The sequence below is a fragment of the Fulvivirga marina genome (assembly GCF_016775155.1).
Classification (GTDB): domain Bacteria; phylum Bacteroidota; class Bacteroidia; order Cytophagales; family Cyclobacteriaceae; genus Fulvivirga; species Fulvivirga marina.
This window is the reverse complement of record NZ_JAEUGD010000058.1, coordinates 254,781-274,648: the sequence shown is the minus strand read 5'-3', so window position 1 is coordinate 274,648 and position 19,868 is coordinate 254,781. Positions and strand designations below refer to the sequence as shown.

Annotated in this window: 15 protein-coding genes; 14 read left to right on the top strand and 1 reads right to left on the bottom strand. The window is 41.2% G+C overall.

All coding sequences use genetic code 11. The features are described from left to right. The first annotated feature begins 244 nt into the window (after nt 1–244). From JMN32_RS17530 to JMN32_RS17465, 14 genes are all read left to right on the top strand, one after another. Entirely contained in the window at nt 245–397 is a 153-nt protein-coding gene (locus JMN32_RS17530; protein WP_202857658.1) for a hypothetical protein, read from the top strand. A 307-nt stretch (nt 398–704) separates the two neighbouring features. Continuing rightward, a complete protein-coding gene (locus tag JMN32_RS17525; RefSeq protein WP_202857657.1) occupies nt 705–1,610 on the top strand; it encodes an SAM-dependent methyltransferase in 906 nt (301 codons plus the stop codon). Nucleotides 1,611–1,874: 264 nt separating this feature from the next. Continuing rightward, nucleotides 1,875–2,648 carry a polysaccharide biosynthesis/export family protein gene (locus JMN32_RS17520; protein ID WP_238354526.1) on the top strand — a complete coding sequence of 258 codons (774 nt, stop codon included), beginning with the start codon at nt 1,875–1,877 and terminating at the stop codon, nt 2,646–2,648. Between the two features lies 1 nt (nt 2,649). Next, the gene (locus tag JMN32_RS17515) at nt 2,650–4,974 is read left to right on the top strand and encodes a GumC family protein (RefSeq protein WP_202857656.1); all 2,325 of its coding nucleotides are present in this window, start codon (nt 2,650–2,652) and stop codon (nt 4,972–4,974) included. Next, nucleotides 4,916–6,292 (top strand): flippase, encoded by a 1,377-nt coding sequence (locus JMN32_RS17510; RefSeq protein WP_202857655.1) that lies wholly within the window; start codon nt 4,916–4,918, stop codon nt 6,290–6,292. The genes JMN32_RS17515 and JMN32_RS17510 overlap by 59 nt, the downstream gene beginning before the upstream one ends. Nucleotides 6,293–6,301: 9 nt before the next feature. Further along, nucleotides 6,302–7,549 (top strand): hypothetical protein, encoded by a 1,248-nt coding sequence (locus JMN32_RS17505; RefSeq protein ID WP_202857654.1) that lies wholly within the window; start codon nt 6,302–6,304, stop codon nt 7,547–7,549. Nucleotides 7,550–7,627: 78 nt separating this feature from the next. Next, entirely contained in the window at nt 7,628–8,545 is a 918-nt protein-coding gene (locus JMN32_RS17500) for a nucleotide-diphospho-sugar transferase (RefSeq protein ID WP_202857653.1), read from the top strand. A gap of 3 nt (nt 8,546–8,548) precedes the next feature. Then, nucleotides 8,549–9,529, top strand: a complete 981-nt coding sequence (locus tag JMN32_RS17495; protein WP_202857652.1) for a nucleotide-diphospho-sugar transferase — start codon at nt 8,549–8,551, stop codon at nt 9,527–9,529. Next, nucleotides 9,529–10,863, top strand: coding sequence for an O-antigen ligase family protein (locus JMN32_RS17490; RefSeq protein ID WP_202857651.1), 1,335 nt, complete (start codon nt 9,529–9,531; stop codon nt 10,861–10,863). The genes JMN32_RS17495 and JMN32_RS17490 overlap by 1 nt, the downstream gene beginning before the upstream one ends. Further along, nucleotides 10,835–11,674: a glycosyltransferase family 2 protein gene (locus JMN32_RS17485; protein ID WP_202857650.1), complete on the top strand. Its 840-nt coding sequence runs from the start codon at nt 10,835–10,837 to the stop codon at nt 11,672–11,674. The genes JMN32_RS17490 and JMN32_RS17485 overlap by 29 nt, the downstream gene beginning before the upstream one ends. A gap of 1 nt (nt 11,675) precedes the next feature. Then, complete coding sequence (locus JMN32_RS17480; RefSeq protein WP_202857649.1) at nt 11,676–12,914, top strand: glycosyltransferase family 4 protein; 1,239 nt, start codon at nt 11,676–11,678, stop codon at nt 12,912–12,914. Between the two features lie 209 nt (nt 12,915–13,123). After that, nucleotides 13,124–13,630, top strand: a complete 507-nt coding sequence (locus JMN32_RS17475; RefSeq protein ID WP_202857648.1) for a YciE/YciF ferroxidase family protein — start codon at nt 13,124–13,126, stop codon at nt 13,628–13,630. A gap of 38 nt (nt 13,631–13,668) precedes the next feature. After that, nucleotides 13,669–14,106, top strand: a complete 438-nt coding sequence (locus tag JMN32_RS17470; RefSeq protein WP_202857647.1) for an Hsp20/alpha crystallin family protein — start codon at nt 13,669–13,671, stop codon at nt 14,104–14,106. 280 nt (nt 14,107–14,386) lie between these two features. After that, nucleotides 14,387–18,385, top strand: coding sequence for a CheR family methyltransferase (locus tag JMN32_RS17465; protein ID WP_202857646.1), 3,999 nt, complete (start codon nt 14,387–14,389; stop codon nt 18,383–18,385). 111 nt (nt 18,386–18,496) lie between these two features. Here JMN32_RS17465 and JMN32_RS17460 read toward each other — a convergent pair whose 3' ends face one another. Further along, nucleotides 18,497–19,861 carry a PorP/SprF family type IX secretion system membrane protein gene (locus JMN32_RS17460; protein ID WP_202857645.1) on the bottom strand — a complete coding sequence of 455 codons (1,365 nt, stop codon included), beginning with the start codon at nt 19,859–19,861 and terminating at the stop codon, nt 18,497–18,499. Between the last annotated feature and the right edge of the window lie 7 nt (nt 19,862–19,868).

Here is a 19,868-nt window from a genome sequence, read left to right as displayed (position 1 = left end):
TGCAAATTTCAAGTATGACGAATTGGATTCTAGGATAAAGCTAGGCAGTGATGTTTTGTGTCTTAAGCAGAAATCTTAAGAGTGATAACTGTGCATACAAGGTAGACTAAATAATAGTAGCTACTGAGGATTGTCACTTTTTAATCAAATTAATGATTTCTTTCATCGCACTGTAAAGACCTAGATCATTTATATCCATAAAGCATCATATTAATTTAATAATTCAACTTAACCAAATACAGCTATGAGAACAATAAAATCCGATGTGGCATGGGAGCGTTCCCGTGTTAGAGGTCCACATATTCGATACATAGTCACGGCTATTTTTATTGCTTTTGTTATGGCCATGCTAATAGGGTCTGTTATCATGACGTTCATCAGTGTATGGCTCTATTAACTATCTTCTAGGTTATAACTTCATTATTAAAACAGTAAGGGCGCATATTTAGAGAATTGTGCTGGTATCTGTTTTAGTAGTTACTTCACTCCATGCCAGCTGCAATACCCTGAAGAGAGCTTTTAGGGGTATTTATGCTGCTAAAGGAAAACATACTTGGTTTTCTATATGTTGATATAGAGGGCATAGTATTAAAGCTAAAAACTATATCTCTGGAGCGTCTATATGCTCGCTCTCTATCTGCGGGTTATCGTTGGAGGAGGAAGTTTTCATGATGAAGAAGCAAGACTAATTAACAAAGTATACCATGGCTGAACAAAGTGATTTGGATTATACTTATACCACAATAGATGAGATTTTTCGCTTGAGTATTGGAGAGATGGGAGACTTTAGTGGGGCGAAGTATGATGGAAATTTCTCTTTGCAGCTTGAGGAGGCTCAGCAAGCAAAACATCATTACATGGCTGAAAGCCTTAAAACCCATACTGGTAGCCGCATTTTGGATATGGGCTGTGGTTGGGGACCTTTCATGCGTTACGTCATAAAGGAATATGGTGTAACTTGTGTTGGACTTACATTATCCAGTGGACAGGCAACCGCCTGCAGAAAAAATGGCCTTGATGTATATGTGAAAGACTGCAGAAGTGTCAAGCCGGAAGATTTTGGAACCTTTGATGCAATTGCCAGTGTGGGAGCTTTTGAACACTTTTGTTCAATTGAAGACTGGAAAGCAGGCAGACAGGAAGAAATTTACCATAATTTTTTTAAAACAGCATACCGTTTGTTACCTAAAGCAGGCAGGTTGTATTTGCAAACGATGACTTTCGGTAAAAATATGATCAATTATAACGATATAGATATTTATGCCAAAAAAGGATCATCTGAATATATATGTGCGCTTATGGTGAAGGAATTTCCAGGGTCATGGCTGCCATATGGCGTGGATATGATAGAAAGAAATGCTCGGCCTTACTTCAAGCTTATTTCTCAGAGCAATGGACGGCTCGATTATATAGAGACTATTGGCCAGTGGAGAAAAAGATTTAGGAAGTTTCATGTCAAAAAATACTGGCTGTATTTATCACTACTGCCAAAGTACATCACTGATGAAGAGTTCAGGCATCGAGTTGCTATATTCAGGGTCAGCCCGAACCGGGTATGTTTTGAAAGAGAAGTTATGGACCATTACCGGCTTGTATTTGAGAAAGTTTGATCGGTTCGAGTTTGAGCATTGACCTGGAAGCCTGAAACCGCTAAATGTTCTATTGGTCAAGCCAGTTTAAAGATACTTAATACATCAACCATTGGTTTTCAGAGGTGACTAATCTCAGGGTAATAAAATGACCGAGTGTAAGGTGTAAAAATTGGAATATTTAAATGATAAGGATTTTCTCTCTTGATGAGAGACGTCATTTATCAAGGGGGCGTAAGGTTCTAATTTGTCACCGATTCACTGATAGAGATAACATACTTTGCTATGACCATAAAATATTTCTTTTATGCTATACTGATTGTGTCTTTGACTTCTTGTTACTATAACAAGAATATGATTTATTTGCAAGATGAAAGCTTTACAGAACAGAGAGCCAAACTCATTCAAAATGACAAGCAACCCTATAGGATACAGCCCAACGACATTATTTCTGTAAAAGTAAAAAGTGTCAGCAATACTGAAATATCAGATATTTTTAATATCACTCCCAGCCTGGGGCCTGTATATATGGCTCCTGGCAATTTGTATCTGGAGGGCTACTCGGTAAATGATGCAGGACAGATCACCTTGCCTGTGATTGGTACGGTGACAGTGAAAGACATGACACTGGAAGAAGTACAGCAGGTGATCCAGGACAATACCAAGCAGTACCTTAACAATGCCACTGTAATTGTTAAGCTACTCAGTTTTAAAATCACTGTGTTGGGTGAAGTAAAGAACCCTGGGTATCATTATGTTTTCAACAACCAGGTAACCATACTGGAAGCCTTGGGGCTTGCCGGGGATCTGACGCAATATGGTAATAGGAAAAATATCAAACTCATCCGGCAGCACCCGGAAGGAAACATGGTAGTTCTGATAAACCTTACCGATCCGAAGCTCCTGCAATCAGAATACTTTTATCTGATGCCCAACGATGTGCTTTATGTTGAGCCTCTGAAAGCCACGGTAAAACGTACCAATCTTGACCTGCTCAGCGTACTTTTTTCCGCGGCAACCACCACTGTGCTGATTTTGAGCTACATAGACTCTAATTGAGATGAATGATAAGATCAATATCAAGGGAATAGTACTATATCTGCTTTCGAAGTGGCATTATTTCATCATTGCGGCCATTTTGCTGTTGCCGGGTGCCTTTTTATACACCAAATACGCTACAAAGATCTACCAGATCAAAGCTTCCATTCTGCTTAAAAGTGAGCATAGAAATGATCTGGGGGAAAAAGAGTTTATGAAGGGCATGGGCCTTTTTACCTCAGATACCGAATTGGAAGATGAGATAGGGATATTGAAATCTTATAGTATGGTAAATAAAGCTATAAGGGGATTGGATTTTGGTATATCCTATTTTATGGAGAAATCTTTTAATTCAGAAGAAAGGTATGGCGACTTTCCTTTTGTTGTGGAGCTTGATTCTACTGTCAACCAGATCATCAATGTGCCGATATACATTGAGCCATTACCAGAAGGTGGTTATAATATTGAGGCTACGGGTCGGGATGTCGATGCCTATAATTTTCTTACTAACCGGATAGAAGATACCTTTGATGAGATCAATGTAAAACAGGTTGTAGTGGCGGGAAAGCCTTACCGAACCCATAATCTGGGCTTTGTAATCCGGCCGAATGAGCTCTATGCCCCGAAAGAAAATACCGGGTACTATTTTGTTATTCATGATTTAAGTGCTGTTGTTGAATCCTATCAGACCAACCTGGAGGTACATCCTATTTCGAGGGAATCTAACATCGTGGAGTTAGCTCTGCGAGGAAACGTACCTCACAAAACAGCCCGTTTCCTTGATAAACTACTTGATGTTTACCTTCAAAACGAGCTACATAAGAAAAATCAACTGGGTGTTAAAACCATTCAATTCATAGATAGCCAGCTTAGTGGCGTTTCCGATTCTTTGAAAAGAGTAGAGGGATGGTTGGAAAATTTTCGCACCAAGAGTAACATTCAGGATATCAACTATACGGCTGAAAACCTAAGTAAAAACCTTGACAGGCTTGAATCAGAAAGGGCTGACCTAGAGGTAAAACTCAAATATTATAGCTATATCTCAAAATCGCTTGCAGAAGGCAGGTTTGGCGATGTGGTGGCCCCTTCTACTTTTGGGCTGGAAGACCCTTTACTAAGCAGTTTACTGATAGAACTTTCGAAGCTGAACCAGGAACGGGCAGGGCTAAACTATAATGCGAAAGAACAAAACCCTATTACCGAGGTGGTGGACCGAAAGATCCGGAATACAAAAAATACGCTACAGGAAAATGTGGAGAATATTATCAATGTAACCAGCATCGCTCTGAGCGATCTGGATCAACGAATATTAAGAATAAAAAGAGAGTTCAGCCGACTACCAGGTAATGAAAGAGAACTGGTTAATATTCAACGTAAGTTCGATTTTAGTGATAATGTTTATAACTACCTTCTGGAAAAAAGAGCAGAGGCAGGGATCGCAATTGCTTCCAACACAGTGGAAAAAACCGTTGTAGACCGTGCAAAAGTAGTTGGTAGTGGACCGGTGTCACCGAATAATAAATTAGTATATCTTACAGCGTTGTTTTTCACGCTTGCTTTTCCGATTGGATTTATTGTTTTGAAAGACTTCTGGAATGATCATCTTGTGTCAAGGGAAGATATAGTTAAGGCTACAGAGATCCCTTTCATAGGTTCCATTATCCACGGGAGCAAGCATGAAAAGGCAAGGGTTGTTTCCGAAAAGAGAACTCCGCTTACCGAATCCTTTCAATCGTTGCGAGTCAACCTGCAATACCTGACACTGGGAAAAGAAAAGAATGTTATTGGGTTTACCTCTTCATTAGAAAGTGAGGGTAAGACATTTTGTGCAGTTAACCTTGCGTCTACCATTGCGCAATCTGGCAAAAAAACCGTCCTGATTGATGCAGATATGAGGCGACCCAGTGTTTCTGCATATTTTGATGTAGAAAACAGCAAAGGACTCTCCAACTATCTAGTTAAGGGGTGCAGCCTTAAGGAAATCATCCACCCTACCCAAATTGAGGGTTTTCATATAATCAATTCAGGCCCTATCCCACCTAACCCTCTCAACCTCATCGGCCTGCCATTAATGGATCAGCTCATTAATGATCTTAAGCAGTTGTATGATACGGTCATCATCGACGCTCCGCCTGTGGGCTATGTGGCTGAATATATCATACTGATGCGACATACCGATGCCAATATCTACGTGGTCAGATCAAACTATACCAGTAGGTATCACCTGTCAAAAATAAATAACCTCTATAAAGAACGGAAGATCAGGAATGTGAGCATTCTTTTAAACGATGTTAGAACCAGGCTTAACGGATATAGCTATACCTATGGAGCAGCCTACCAGTCATAAAGCCAGGTTTGAAATACTGCTTCAGTTGATACCGGAACGCTTTCATAAGTATTTTCAAAACGTTTCCTGGTTGCTTTTTGAAAAGGTTTTTACACTTTTTGTGGCTATGGTGGTGGGTATCTATATCGCTCGTTACCTTCAGCCGGAACAATACGGGCTTTTAAATTATGCCATCAGCTTTGTAGGCATATTCTCAGCATTTGCTACGCTTGGACTCGATCAGATTATTGTACGAGAGCTGGCCAAAGACATGGATAGAAAGCATGATTTGCTGGGGACTAGTTTTATACTTAAGCTGGGAGGGGCGTTTGTTCTTCTCACAATCCTCTGCGGGGTTTTGATATTCGTACAGAATGATAAGTTTACCACAATTCTTATCGTGATTATCGCCACCGCCGAGATCTTCAAGGCTTTCGAAATTGTCAATTGTTTTTTTCAGGCCAAAGTACTCTCCAAATATGTGGTAAAAGTTCAGCTGTTTGTAAATCTGGCGAGTAGCCTGACCAAGATCGTGATGGTTTATTACCAGGTGCCATTGGTCTGGTTTGCATGGGTTATCCTTTTCACCTCCATGATGAATGCCTTGGGATATACTTACATTTATAAGAAGAAAGAAGGCACCATGCTCAAGTGGAATTTCAGTAAAACACTGGCCATAAGCCTTCTCAACGAAGCCTGGCCGCTTACATTATATGGTATAGCACTGCATACCCAGGCCCGTATCGACCAGGTAATGCTGGGCAAAATGCTAAACAATTATGAGGTCGGGCAGTATTCCGTAGCGCTAAAGATCATAGAAATATTTGGGTTTATACCCATGGTGGTTATGAACACCTTTACCCCTGCTGTTACCAAAGCAAAGAAGATGAGCCGTGAGCTTTATGATAGCCGTCTGTTAAATTTTTACCGCCTGATGTTTCTGCTCTTTGTAATTGTGGCTGTTCCCCTGTATTTTTTTGCGGATCAGATTATTATCTTCCTTTATGGGGTAGAATATCAGGTAGCGGGTGTCCTTCTATCCTTATTTGCTATCAGGCTGTTTTTCACCAATATGGGGGTGGCTAAGTCAGTCTTCATTGTTAATGAGAGCCTGTTTAAATATTCTTTGATAGCTACAATTATTGGCGCAGCTATAAATATTGCAGTCAATTACTGGCTGATCCCGGTCTATGCCTCGACAGGAGCGATCATCGCTACCATCGTATCCTTTACCATCAGCATTTTTGTGCTCGACTTCTTCTTTGCTAATACAAGAAGGAATCAGAAGCTCATGTTTAAGGGGATTTTCTCATTCTGGAAGTTAAATCATATTACGTGAGAGATAGTGATGATAGCATTAAAACCACAACCCTACGCTGATTTTTGTTGCCCTCAATGTGATTCGCAAGTGGAGGTAGAGACAGGAGATGTGAGAATTGCCGGTATGCATTCTTATATCGATTGCACATGTAGGAAATGCGGTTTTTCCTTTTACCAAATGTTGCCCGTAGGGCACCATGTGGAGGTACCTTTTGCCATAGCAAAAGACAATCTGGAGGTTTATCATCATCATCAGGACTATCAGTGGCTGGCAGAGATAGTGCAGCAGGCGTTTCCACCAGTCAAACGGGAAGTATCAGTTGAGAGGCGGATTTTTAAGGTACATCATGAAGTTGTTATTTTAAATGCACTTGACTTTTTATATGGGCACTCACTGCTTAAACTCTACAACGCGCAGCACCACCTAGACAATCATCCATCGTTAGGCCTGATACTCATCATTCCCCAAGCCTTTGAATGGATGGTTCCGGCCGGGTGTGCAGAAGCGTGGATTGTAGACCTTAAGCTTGGGGAATTGAAAAAAAGCTATAGTGCCATTTCGGAGTTTGTGTCTGCCCAGTTTCAGAGGTTCGGTCGCATATATCTGAGTAATGCCTACTCTCATCCCGATTTTACCAAAGTAGACATTAGACGCTTTACAGGAGTTGAACCCTTTCATATTGAAAATTTTACAGGTACTACCCCGCGGGTGACCTTTGTTCTCCGTGAGGATCGCTGGTGGCATCCGCATCAGGCAGATCACTGGTTTTATAGAGTTTGTCGCAAAATAGGGTGGTTGAAAATGGGAGGCAAGTTACTTTCAAAGCGGCAGAAGCAATTGGTGGAAAGTACAATCCGGTATGTGCAAAAGGAACTTCCTGATACAGAGTTCTATATTGTCGGACTTGGCACAATCGGTAGCTTCAATGGTACTGCTCATGACAGCCGTGTGAACTGCATAACTACGGATGTTGAAAGGGAGTGGTGTGATATATACAGTAAAAGTCATGTGGTGGTGGGTTTTCATGGTTCCAATATGCTGCTGCCAACGGCTTTTTCAGCAGGATGTGTTGAAATACTTCCCGAAGACCGTTTTGGGAATATGGTGCAGGACCTGTCAGTTCGCTATAACGACAGACGGCAACTGTTTTTTTACCGGTTTTCAGATCAGTATTCGAAGCCTTCTGATGTTGCTGCCAAGGTGGTAGCAATGATCAGGGATTACGCGGGCTATTACCGCAATATGTGCAAGCGAGTGTATACCTCAGGTGAATGATGGAGATCAATAACCTTTAATGATGGGTATCATGGATAAGTTATTTAAAGTGCGTGAATTTTAGAAAAAAATAAAGACATGGTTACAGCTACTCCCATGCAGGAATTCCGTACGCCGGTTTTAATGGTAATCTTTAACCGGCCAGACACCACCAGGCAAGTGTTTGAAGCTATAAGAAAGGTTAAACCACCCAGGCTATACATCGCGGCAGATGGACCCCGGCCACACGTACCCTCAGACTTAGCAAAGTGTGAAGAAACCCGTAAAATAGCAGATGAAGTAGATTGGGAGTGCGAGGTTAAAACGTTGTTTAGAGATACTAACCTAAATTGCGGAGTGGCACCCTCATCTGCTTTTACCTGGTTCTTTGAGCATGAAGAGGAAGGTATCATTTTGGAAGATGACTGTCTGCCATCTCAAAGCTTTTTTTGGTTCTGCCAGGAGCTTTTGGAACGGTATCGTGATGATGCACGGGTAATGCATATTGGAGGAAACAACTTTCTCCATGGCTGGCAGCATGATCATGACTACTCCTACTATTTTTCCAGAAGTGGGTATATCTGGGGTTGGGCCACGTGGAGAAGGTCCTGGGAGCTGTTTGATTTTGATATTTCCCTTTATCAAAAGCTGAAGAACAAAGGATATTTTGATGGGTTCTTTTTGAATTCGTTAGAGCGCTTTTACAGATTAAGGAAGTTTGATCTTACAGTAGCCAGAAGAGGTACGGTAGACTGGTGGGATTATCAGTGGGATTTTGCTCGCTTTATCCATTCTGGTTTGGCGGTTGTGCCACAAAAAAACCTTGTCAGAAACCTGGGGTTTGGAATGGATGCCACGCATACTACCAATGGCAGAAGCAAAAGTGCAGATATGGAGGCATTGGAGATAACGATGCCATTGAAGCATCCACCATTTGTGGTCAGGGATATTGTTTCTGATAGAAAATATTTCAAGAATCTGATTAAGGATATTGTCCGCTCAAAAATAAAAGTATAACCAATGAAAAATACAGGGAATAAAGCATCACTTCAGGTACCTGTTCTTTTTCTGGTCTTCAACAGGCCGGATGTTACCCGGCAGGTTTTCGAAGCCATCAGATTGGCAAAGCCCCGACAACTGTTTATAGCAGCCGATGGTCCGCGAAAGGATAAAGTCGGAGAATCAGAAAAATGCCGTATGGTCAGGGAGATCGCTACTAATGTAGATTGGGAGTGTGAGGTAAGCACGTTATTTCGCGAGGAGAACCAGGGGTGCGGAGAGGCAGTGTCAGAGGCTATCACCTGGTTTTTTATGCATGTTGAGGAGGGGATTATCCTGGAAGATGACTGTCTTCCTGCTCAGGATTTTTTTCAATTTTGTGCTGAAATGCTCGCATATTACAGGCATGATACCCGCGTGATGCAGATAGGTGGAAATAACCTTTTGCCAGAACAATACCGCGATTATGAATACTCCTACTTCTTTTCCAATCATAACTACATATGGGGTTGGGCTACCTGGAAGCGGGCCTGGGACCTCTTTAGCTATAAGATGGAGTACTACGAAAAAGTGGGCCGCAAAAAGTACCATGACAAGTACTTTCAGTCGTTAGATGAGCAGGATTACTTCCAATATGCCTTTGACAGGACCTATACCGGTATTGAATACCCCACTTCATGGGACTATCAGTGGCAATATGCCAGAATGCTTAATGCCGGCTTCACGGCGGTACCATCTAAAAATCTGGTGGTCAACTTGGGCTACGGTGATGATGCAACCCACACAGTCAATAGTAATTCAGTCATTAGCAGCTTAAAGCTGGAGCAAATGGATCTCCCTCTGAAGCATCCGGAATTTGTAATGGTAGATAGACTGAGGGATAGCGAAATATTCAAAAGCCTTTGTACTACCCGTTGGTCACGAACCAAGCAAAGGATAAAGAGAGTAATGCCCAAAGCATTGCTCAAAAGTGGAAAAAAACTTGTTAAGCTACTTCACTGATGGTGTACAAAAAAGACATCATTAACATCCTGTTTGTCGCCAGCTTTCCGATTTTTGGCCTGGGAACCTATATTTCAGCCTCAAAAAGTCCTTCTTTAGGATACCTGGTCTCGGCTGCACCCTATGTGCTTATTGTACTTTTCTACCTTGTGGATCTTTTGTATCGTAGAGAATTCCAAATTAGAGTGAACATCTGGTATTTGACGGTGGTGCTGTTTCTCCTGTCAACTGTGGCTTCCCTTTTTATTGCTCTTGGAAAAAACCTGCCGGATACTACACAATCACTTACCATAGCCAGGTCAATAGTAATTCTAATGCCATTTCAGGCTTTCGTCGTTGTCCACCTTTACAATGAAAAGGGCACAGAACTTGTCAGGCTTACCTTTATTAGTCTGACCTTGTTGTTATTGATCAACCTTGTAGGTTATTTTGCTCTTGGCCTTAGCAACAACCTTCATAGTATTGAAGGTCGGGTCAACTTTCCTTTTATAGATGGTATCTACAGCGGAGCCTGTTTGGTGGCCATATTGAGCTTAATGCTGGCGTACTACTTTCGTTCTGCGCAAAAGCACATCGGTTGGTTGACGGGTTGGTTAGTCTATTTCTCATTGAACCTTGTCCTTCTTTTTTTGATCAATTCAAGACTAACCACCATGATCTTCCTGGTGGTCCTGTTGTTGATCCTGCTGAAGGCAGTAAGGAGCGTGAAGAGTATCTATTGGGTCTCTGTTTTTACCTTGCCCATTCTTTTAAATACAGGTTTACTGATCTATAAAATATTGAATTTGCCTGTATTTGTTTCCATACTTAAACGAGTGGACCTTATCGATGTCAGTACATTCAATGGGAGGGCCTTTCTTTGGCAGGATGCATTCAACTGGCTGCTTTACGATCAACGCGGACTTTTACTGGGCAATGGCTATCGCGGGCACTATTTTCTGGAAATCACTTCCAATGTAGCTCGCTTATGGAATGAGCAGGAAGCATATCACATGCACCTGCATAGCACATCCTTGGAGATACTCGTAAGCCAGGGATTGTTTATGCTGATCATTTTTTTTCTTCTTTTCTATAAGGCACTGAAATATTACAGGCCTGCGCTCACAAATAATGAGGAAAAAGGAATGTATCTGGCCATTTTAATATTTCTGCTGTTCATTATGGAAGTGGATACATTTTTATATCTGGAGAGTCTCGGAGCCATTATTTTTAGCTGGTTACTATCATATATGGTAGTCGATAGTCCGGGTAAGTCTCAAAAGAGATATGACATAAATAATCAGGTGAATTTAAAAATTTCCGGAGATGGTATCAATAGTTATTCCCGTACATAATAGAAAGAAATTTACACGAAACTGCTTGCTTTCCCTGGAGCGCCAGACGGTACATGAGCATAATATTATCGTAGTCGATGATGGCTCTACTGATGGAACAGAAGAGATGCTGGAACAGGAATTTCCGGAAGTAACAATAATTAAGGGAAATGGGAATCTGTTTTGGACAGCAGCAGTGAACTTGGGTATTAGGCATGCTCTGGATGCCGGTGCTGAATACGTAATGACCATGAATAACGATACCATAGCAGCAGTCGATTTTATGGAAAAGATGTTGTATTGGTCGGCAAAAGAGCCATATGCATTACTTGGAGCGCTGGAAATAGATTTTGATACATTGAAGCCCTACTATGGTGGAGAGATCACACATAAGATATGGAACACGTCCAGATACCTCCTGGAGGAGTTGGATGAAAAAGACTGGAAGGGGTTACATGAGGTTTCTCTGTTTCCGGGACGTGGATTGTTAGTACCCAGAGCTATTTTTGATGTCATAGGGCTCTTTGAGGAGAAGAAATTACCTCATTATATGGCAGATTATGATTTTACGGTAATGGCCAGGCGAAACAGTTTCAAAGTTTACTGTAATTATGATGCCCACCTGTTTACTTACCCTGAGGAGGGAGGTGATCACAAGATTAGAAATAAAAAGAGCCTTAAAAACTATTACAATCACTTGTTTACGATTAAAGGTGGAGGCAACCTACGCAATTTTACTATATATACCCTGCGGAACTCACCTGCAGGATTGGTGCCTATGCATCTGTTGAAGGGCTATATACAGCGTATTTTTGGTTATTTAATTCATTGAAATGAGGCTGCTGATCTCCGCATATGCCTGCATTCCTGATCGGGGTTCAGAACCTGGTAACGGTTGGCATTGGGTCTTGGGGAATGCCATGCTGGGACATGAGGTATGGTGCTTTACCACCAGGGAAGGAGAGGAGGCTATTAAAAAAGCTTTAAAACACTATCCTTCTCTAAAAATACATGTGGAATTCATTGATGTACCTCGTTGGATCAATTACCTGTACCGTTACCAGCCTTTTATTTACCTACACTACTTGGTGTGGCAGCATAAAGCTGCTCGTAAAGCTGCGGCTATCGATAAAGAAATAAATTTCGACCTTCTTCACCATGTAACTTTAGGTAGTTTGCAGTTAGGGGCGGGGTTGTGGAGGTTGAAGAAGCCTTTTGTGTTCGGTCCTGTAGGGGGGAATAACTTTGCTCCTGTGGCTTTTAAAAAATACTTTGTAAGAGGTTGGTATATGGAGATTTTTAGGAAATGGACCAGTGAGTTGCTGATGGCCTTTAACCCTGATTTTATGAAGACAATACAACAGGCTGATCTGATATTGGCATCAAATAATGATACATGGGAGAAGGTGAAATCGATGGGAGGGGAGAAGGTCAGGGTCTTTTTGGATACAGCACTTTCAAATGATTTTTTTACGGACAGTGAAGATTCAAACCATAGTCAGTCCGATGAACTGAGGATACTTTGGGTTGGGCGGATATTTGCGCGCAAGGGTCTTCCCCTGGTGCTAGAGGCGCTAAAAGAAGTGAAGATGAAAAACATTCCTTTTCACCTGACTATCCTTGGCGACGGTAAATTGGGGTGCCGAGTGAACCAATGGTTGATAGACTATGGTGTTCAAGAGCATGTGACATGGCGGGGGCAGGTCTCGTGGTATGAAGTAAAGGCTGCATATAAGGAACACGATGTGTTTATGCTATGCAGCTTGCGTGATTCTTTTGGCTCTCAGTTTCTGGAAGCCATGGCTTTTAAGCTTCCCATTATTACCCTTAATCACCAAGGGGCGCGTGATCACATACCTTCCAATGCGGCAATAAAAGTACCGGTGACGAAACCGGAATCCACAGTAAAAGAGTTGGCAGAAGCTGTTGAATATATGTACCAGAACCCGCAGCATCGAAAGGAAATGGGACAGAATGGCTATGCTTTTGCCCAGCAGCATCAGTGGGACCAGCAAATTATTCAGGTGAACAAATACTATAAGGAGATTTTAAGTAGCACCAAGTCGAGCTGACTTACCTTCTAAACGGATGCTTATCCAGGATAAATAAGGGTGAAATACATGTATTATTCGAAGTTCTAAATTGCATTGCCCCCATCGCTCTGATCATCAGGTTCCCAGGATATAAATCTTGCCTTCTGACAACATGGGTCATTGGGCTGCCTTTGTGTATATGCTAATTTTATATCATAACCTAATTATCTAACTAAAAATCACTAATTATGGCAACAAAATTGGAAAATCTTAAGGATCTTTTCCTGGAACAAGGAAGAGAGTTGCATGATGCTGCCATGCAGGAACAAAAAGAATTGCCTGAAATTCTGAAGGATGCCACTAATCAACAACTAAAAGCCATCATAGACCGCCAATTAAAAATGGCCAAAACTGAGATAAGCTATCTGGATGAAGCTTTTAAAAAGTTAAGAGTAAAGGGGCAAGGCGAAAAGAATTTATGCTGTGAGTCCATTATTAAGCAAACAAAAGCCCTGATAAAACGCAGTAAGGATGCTGAAGTGCGTGACGCGGCCATTATTAATTCCATTCAGCGATTAAATCATAACAAAATAACCGGCTTCGGATCGTTGACTTCCTATGCCAGGGAAATAGGTCAGGATGAAATAGCGGCGAATCTTCATAAAGCACTTGAGCAAGAAAAATCCATTGATGAGGATCTGTCTGACCTGGCCGAATGGGAGGTCAACAAAAAGGCGGCCTCCGTAGTCCTTTAATGAAAAATAATCACTTAACCTTATAAATTAAAATTATAATGTCCCTATTAACAAGAAGAACAAAGGATGTGCTGCCCGGAATGCGTAGCAACCTGATGGATTTATTTGACATGGATAGTTTTTTCTCTACACCATCCCGTTATTCCAGGGTGCCTGCGGCCAATATAAGGGAAACCAATGATGAGTTTCTCGTAGAAATAGCTGCCCCTGGTATGACCAAAAAGGATTTTCATGTAGATGTTGATAATAACATACTAGAGATCAATGTAGAAAAAGAGGAACAGACTGAAGAGCAGAATAAAAGCTATACACGCAGAGAGTTTGATTATACATCTTTCTATCGCTCTTTTGACCTGCCCCGAACGGTACAGGCTGATGATATAAAAGCAGAATACGAAAGTGGTATACTCAGGGTGCACCTTCCCAAAGTGCCTGAAGCTAAGGGAAAACCTGTTAAGACGATAGAAATATCCTAATTCAGGAATTGTATTTTATTAGTGCCTTCAGGTTCCCAAGGTCATGGCCAGGAGCCAGAAGGTATTTTTTTGGAAAGGTACACCTAATACTGGCTGCTGAAATTTTTTACAGAAACATCGTTTTCTATGTACAGTTTACCCGCGTCATCAGTGCGTGAATGATTTAAAAAAACATATCTTATTATGGAACGCAAGCTGTTGAATTTGTACCTTTACTAATAATGTAATCGATACAATTTAAGTATATTATAGATTTCTGTTACATGTAAATCGGCATTATATGGCCGTAAAAAATAAAAATAAGTCAGCGGATTTTTTTATCGCTGCTATCGGAGCGTCTGAAGGAGGGTTGGAGGCTCTACAAAAGTTAATATCCAGTATTCCAAAAAATGCTGAAAATCTCGCCATTATTGTAGCGCAGCATCTGGATAGTGAAAGCCTATTGCCAACTCTACTTGCCACCAGAACAGGTCTTGATGTGGCAGAGATTAGGAACGGTATTGCCGTGCAGTCCGGAATGTTATATGTAGCTCCGCCCAAACAGGAAGTTGTATTTAAGCAGGGTAAACTTTTTTTAAATAAAACTCCAGCCGTGGCTGACCCCAAGCCCTCTCTCAATCTGTTATATTCTTCTCTGGCAAAAGATCATCCTTTTAGGTTGATCGGGGTGATCCTTTCTGGCGGGGGAACCGACGGCGCCGACGGTATGAAAGAGATTAAATCGGCAGGTGGTATTACACTGGTACAGGATCTTGATACTGCTAAATTTATAAGTATGCCGGAGGCTACAATTGAAGCCACTCCTGTTGACTGGATACTTTCCCCTGAAGAGATGGGAAGAAAGCTGGGGGATATTATAAGCAATCCTGAACAACATGTTAGCCCAAAAATAATAGGGGAGGAGGCATTCTATAGTATTATACAATTACTTGAGCAGGTTGTGGGAGCGGACTTTAGTAATTATAAATATGAAACACTGCTCAGAAGGATAGAAAAACGATTGTCCGAACTCCAGTACTCTTCATTACACGAATATTACAACTATCTAAAAAAGCATACTGAAGAAGCTGATATCCTTTTCAAAAAAATGCAGATCGATGTTACTGGCCTCTTTCGGGACCCTGTCGTTTTTGAGTTACTGGAGCAGTATATAGAAAAGTTGCTAGATTCAAAACAACTCGAAGGATCACTGCGCGTGTGGGTGCCTGGTTGTGTTACCGGGGGGGAAGCCTATACTTTGGCAATCATCATAGATGCCAAGTTAAGAGAAAAGAGGCTGAATATTCCGGTACAGATCTTTGCCACTGACATTAACGACAGTTCACTTACCTTAGCGCGCAAAGGTATTTATGATAAAGAGTCTACTGAAAAGACTCCATCCCGGTACAGGGAAAAATACCTGAAGCAGATCAATGGAGACATGTATGAAATAAGCAAAGGCGTCCGGTCGATGATCTTGTTTTTACATCATGACCTTAGCTATCATCCTCCATTTCTAAGATTAGACCTGATTGTTTGTCGCGATCTTCTGCTTTATTTTAATAAGCACCTTCAGAAGCGGATTTTTCGGGTATTCTACACTGCGCTAAGCTCCAGTGGATACCTGGTACTAGGCAAATCCGAGTCAGTGGGTAAATTTACAGATTGGTTCATAACAGTTCAGGCTGAGGCAAAAATTTATCAACGCAAAGCAGAGAAGGCTATACGCTGGATTAAGTACGGAAACCCGCCTTTACAACATCGGTCAAAGCCATCTGGAGAAATTCCCATCCCTGAAATGGTTAAGGAAACGCTATATAATACCTTTAAACACCCTTATGTGGTGGTTGATGATAGTCTTAATATACAGGCGATTAGTGGAGATGTAAGCTTGTATATGGGACTCCAACCTGGGCAGGTGGATGCCAACGCCATAAATTTGGCTCATAAGAATCTCCGAGTAGAACTAAAATCGCTTGCGCTGAATTGTGCTAAATCAAAAAGAGAGGTACAGAGTCAGGTATGCAAGTTTAATAGTCACGGTCATAGTCATTATGTGCAATTTACCATGTGTCCTCTGCTTTATGAGAAAACAGCCGATCAATTTTACATGATAGCATTTGACGCAGTGTCCCATGGAAAAAGTGAATTGCATACGGTAAAATCTGTTAAAAAGGGACAGTCCAGGGCCACAGAGCTTGAAGAAGAGCTAAAAAATACCAAAGCAGATCTTCAGGAGTTGATAGATAGGCTTGAATATTCAAACTCACAACTACAATCGTTGAATGAGGAACTTTGTGTATCTAATGAAGAACTGGAAACCGCAAACGAAGAGCTTCAATCTTCTAATGAGGAAATGCACTCTACTTATCAGGAGCTAAAGGTAGCTCATGAAACCCTTACAATGCAGGAACAGCTGCTGCGTGAATCAAGAGCTAATATTCAGGCACTAATCAACAACAACCTGCAGGCTTTCATACTTCTTGATGCAGATTATAAAGTCGCAGCCTTCAATGAATCAGCAAAAAAGGTCATGAAGAAGTTTTTTCGAATCAGGCTGGTGAAAGGGGCTGGGCTGGGGGAGATAGATGACGACCATTATAATATTTTTTCAGAGAACTTTCTGCAATCTCTAACCCGTAAGACTGTACAGAAAGAGTATGAGTTAATTGATAGCAAAGGGTTTTCTCGTACTTTTAATTTCAATTTTACGCCTGTTTTGGATGAAAATGGAGAAATGGAATCTGTCTCGGTTGGTATGCTCGACATCACTGACAGGAAAAAAGCAGAGCAGAAAGTCAGCAAGTTATCATGGGTGGCCAGGTATACCAATAACGGAGTAATGATTACCGATCATAAGGGTAGAATTCAATGGGTAAATGAAGGCTTTCGGAGGCTTACAGGGTTGACATTTGGTCGGGTAGAAAATGAACTGTTCAGTCGGTTCATTCCCAAGAGTGAACTCAGGCTGGATGCAGTTAAAAAAATTGAAACTGCACTGACAAAAAAATGTGTGGTGACTGAGGTTCTTTTGAAATACATCAGAGGTAAAAAGCAGGTATGGCTCAGTCTGGGTTTGACACCCATTTTTGAGGAAAAAAGAGTAACACACTTCATTGGAGTCCTAACAGATATTACTTGTATCATTCAGGCAGAGGAGCTGAAAAAGAAGGAGGAAGCACTTGAGCAGCGGCAATGGTTGGTAGATGCTATTGCTAGCAATTTTCCGGATGGTATAGTAGGACTTATAAACAATAGCTTCAAGTACATATATGTAAATGGTGGTGAATTGAAGAGGCTGGGATGTCAAAGTAGTGATCTACTTGGAACAAATCTGTTTGATCTGATTTCGGCTAATGGCAGTGAGCTGGTAAAAACACAGTTGAAAAAAGTTTTTGAGGGTGAAAATATTTACCTTGAAGTACCGGTCGGTGAAAAAATATATGGGTTGTATGCAGTACCAGCTATCGAAGAAAATAGTATACCTCGAGCTTTGGTAGTGTTGCTTAATTTAACCAGGCAGAAGAAAGTAGAATTGGAGACCCTCAAGGCATTGAAACAGCAAATGGAATTAAATGATATGAAGTCCCGTTTTGTTTCCCTGGCTTCCCATGAATTTCGAACACCTTTGAGTACTATCCTTTCCTCGGTATTCCTGATTGAGCAGTTTGAGAGAGATAGCAACCGGAATGCAGTGCAGAAGCATCTGCACCGGATAAAAAGCAATGTCAAAATCCTTACAGAGATACTCAGTGAGTTCCTTTCTCTGAGCAAAATTGAGGATGGAACGTTGAGCAATAACCCTGTGAAATTTAACGTGAAGAAATTCTGTGCTGAAATTATTGATACGCTGGTAACAAAGGAAGGACAGGAAATTTTGTATAAGCATAAAGGCACTACAGAAGAGATTTATGTAGATAAGGTACATTTAACCAATATCCTCAATAACCTTCTTTCTAATGCCAGCAAATATTCACCTAAGGGTAAAAAGATCAGGCTTGTTTCTAAAAGCACTGAAGGGGCATTTACTTTTTCGGTTCAGGATGAGGGTATAGGTATTCCTGTTGAGGATCAAACTCAGCTATTTGATACATTTTTCAGGGGAAACAATGTCAGTAATATTCAAGGTACTGGTCTTGGACTACATCTGGTCAAAAGATACTTGGATATTATCGGAGGTACTATTGATTTTGTTAGTATGCCCGGAAAAGGAAGCTGTTTCACTGTAGACATTCCACAGATGCAAGAAGTGGTCAGAACGGGAAACCATGTCAGGGTTTATAGCGCCAAATCAAAATAAAATTATAATCGGGAAGCATATTTCATTCCATTTTTTAATTGTAGAAAAAAGTATCCCGCGGAGATCCAATGAGAGCTCTCCGCGGGCATTAATCAACCTAAACCAACGTTACTATTCCTTTTCCAATACCCAAGCTTTGCGAAAAAGAGGCAGTTCCTGGTATTCATCCCTTAAATTCCTTGCTTCATCCTGGTCAGGTGAAGAGTTCAGGTAAACGTAATTGTATCCACTCTCTGTATCCGGGAGGATTTCGGCCTGATACCCTTTTTTTGTGATGAACTCCTGATATTTTACCGCATTTTCCATGATCTCGAATGCCCCTATGATAACATAGTATTGTTTAGGTGCTTCTTCGTCAATAGCAATGTCGGAGTCAGATACAGGTACCATTGAAGTGTTTATATCTTCACCCTCATGTTCTTTTATTACAGGAGCAGGGGTATCCTTTGAAGGTTCTTCAGCAGGCTTTTTAGGAAGAGGTTTTTTCTGTTTTTGTATAAAGCTGACATTGCTCCTTTTTATCCTTTTATACCTCTTACGTTTGGCTCTGTTATAAATCGATGAAACCTTCGAAGGTGAAGAGTACTTCTTGCCAAAGTTCATGCTAAGTTGAAGCTCATGAGAACTGGTATTTGTTATGGATGACTCAACAGGAGGGAACTCATAGCTATAAGTGAAGCGGATCTTCTCCATGATATTCATCCCAAACAATAGTGCAAGCCCTCTGTTTTGATTGTAGCTGGCTCCTGTCCAGATTTTTTTATTGAAATTAATGAGCGTTGCTGCCTCCCAATAGTTTTGAAGCTTATCTTGGTTTTCATGGTACATAAACCATGGCTCCAGTGTCACGCCAGCGCCCGTACTTAGATCGAAGGCATAGCTAACAGTGTAAAGTCTGTTTTTGAGATTTGTAAAACTGAATTTATTGAAAGTTTCGGTGCCGAATGGGTCTGACTGAAAAAGATCGGTGAGAGCAAATCCCATTCTGAACTTGCCCGCTGTATAGGCTACTCCGAAATTACCATCGGCATAATAGTTATTGTTTGCAGCTTGCATAATTACTGGGTCATTGGTGTTCAGTTCTTCGCTGCTTAGGTCCAGAGTATTCATGCCAACACCCCCGGAAAGACCAAAACGCAATGCCTGATCAAAACTTATCGGAACCACATAGGTAAATGACGCTTTGAAGGTGCTGTTCTGCATGAGTATTTGGTCGTCTGTATTGAGGTTTAGCCCTAATATTATTCTTTGGTTTACGGGTACCTGCAAGTTCAGGCCGGCGCTGGTTGGAGCATCCTGAAAATTAGCCCATTGCTTACGATAAACAATGCCAATAGATGCCTGGTTGTCTATAGCTGCAAAAGCAGGGTTAAACAAGTATGGATTGTGAGAAAATTGTCGGTATACCGGACTTGCATTTTGAGCATTTGCCAACTGCGTAATAATGACAAACAAAAGTATTAGTATTCTTTTCATTAGTTTT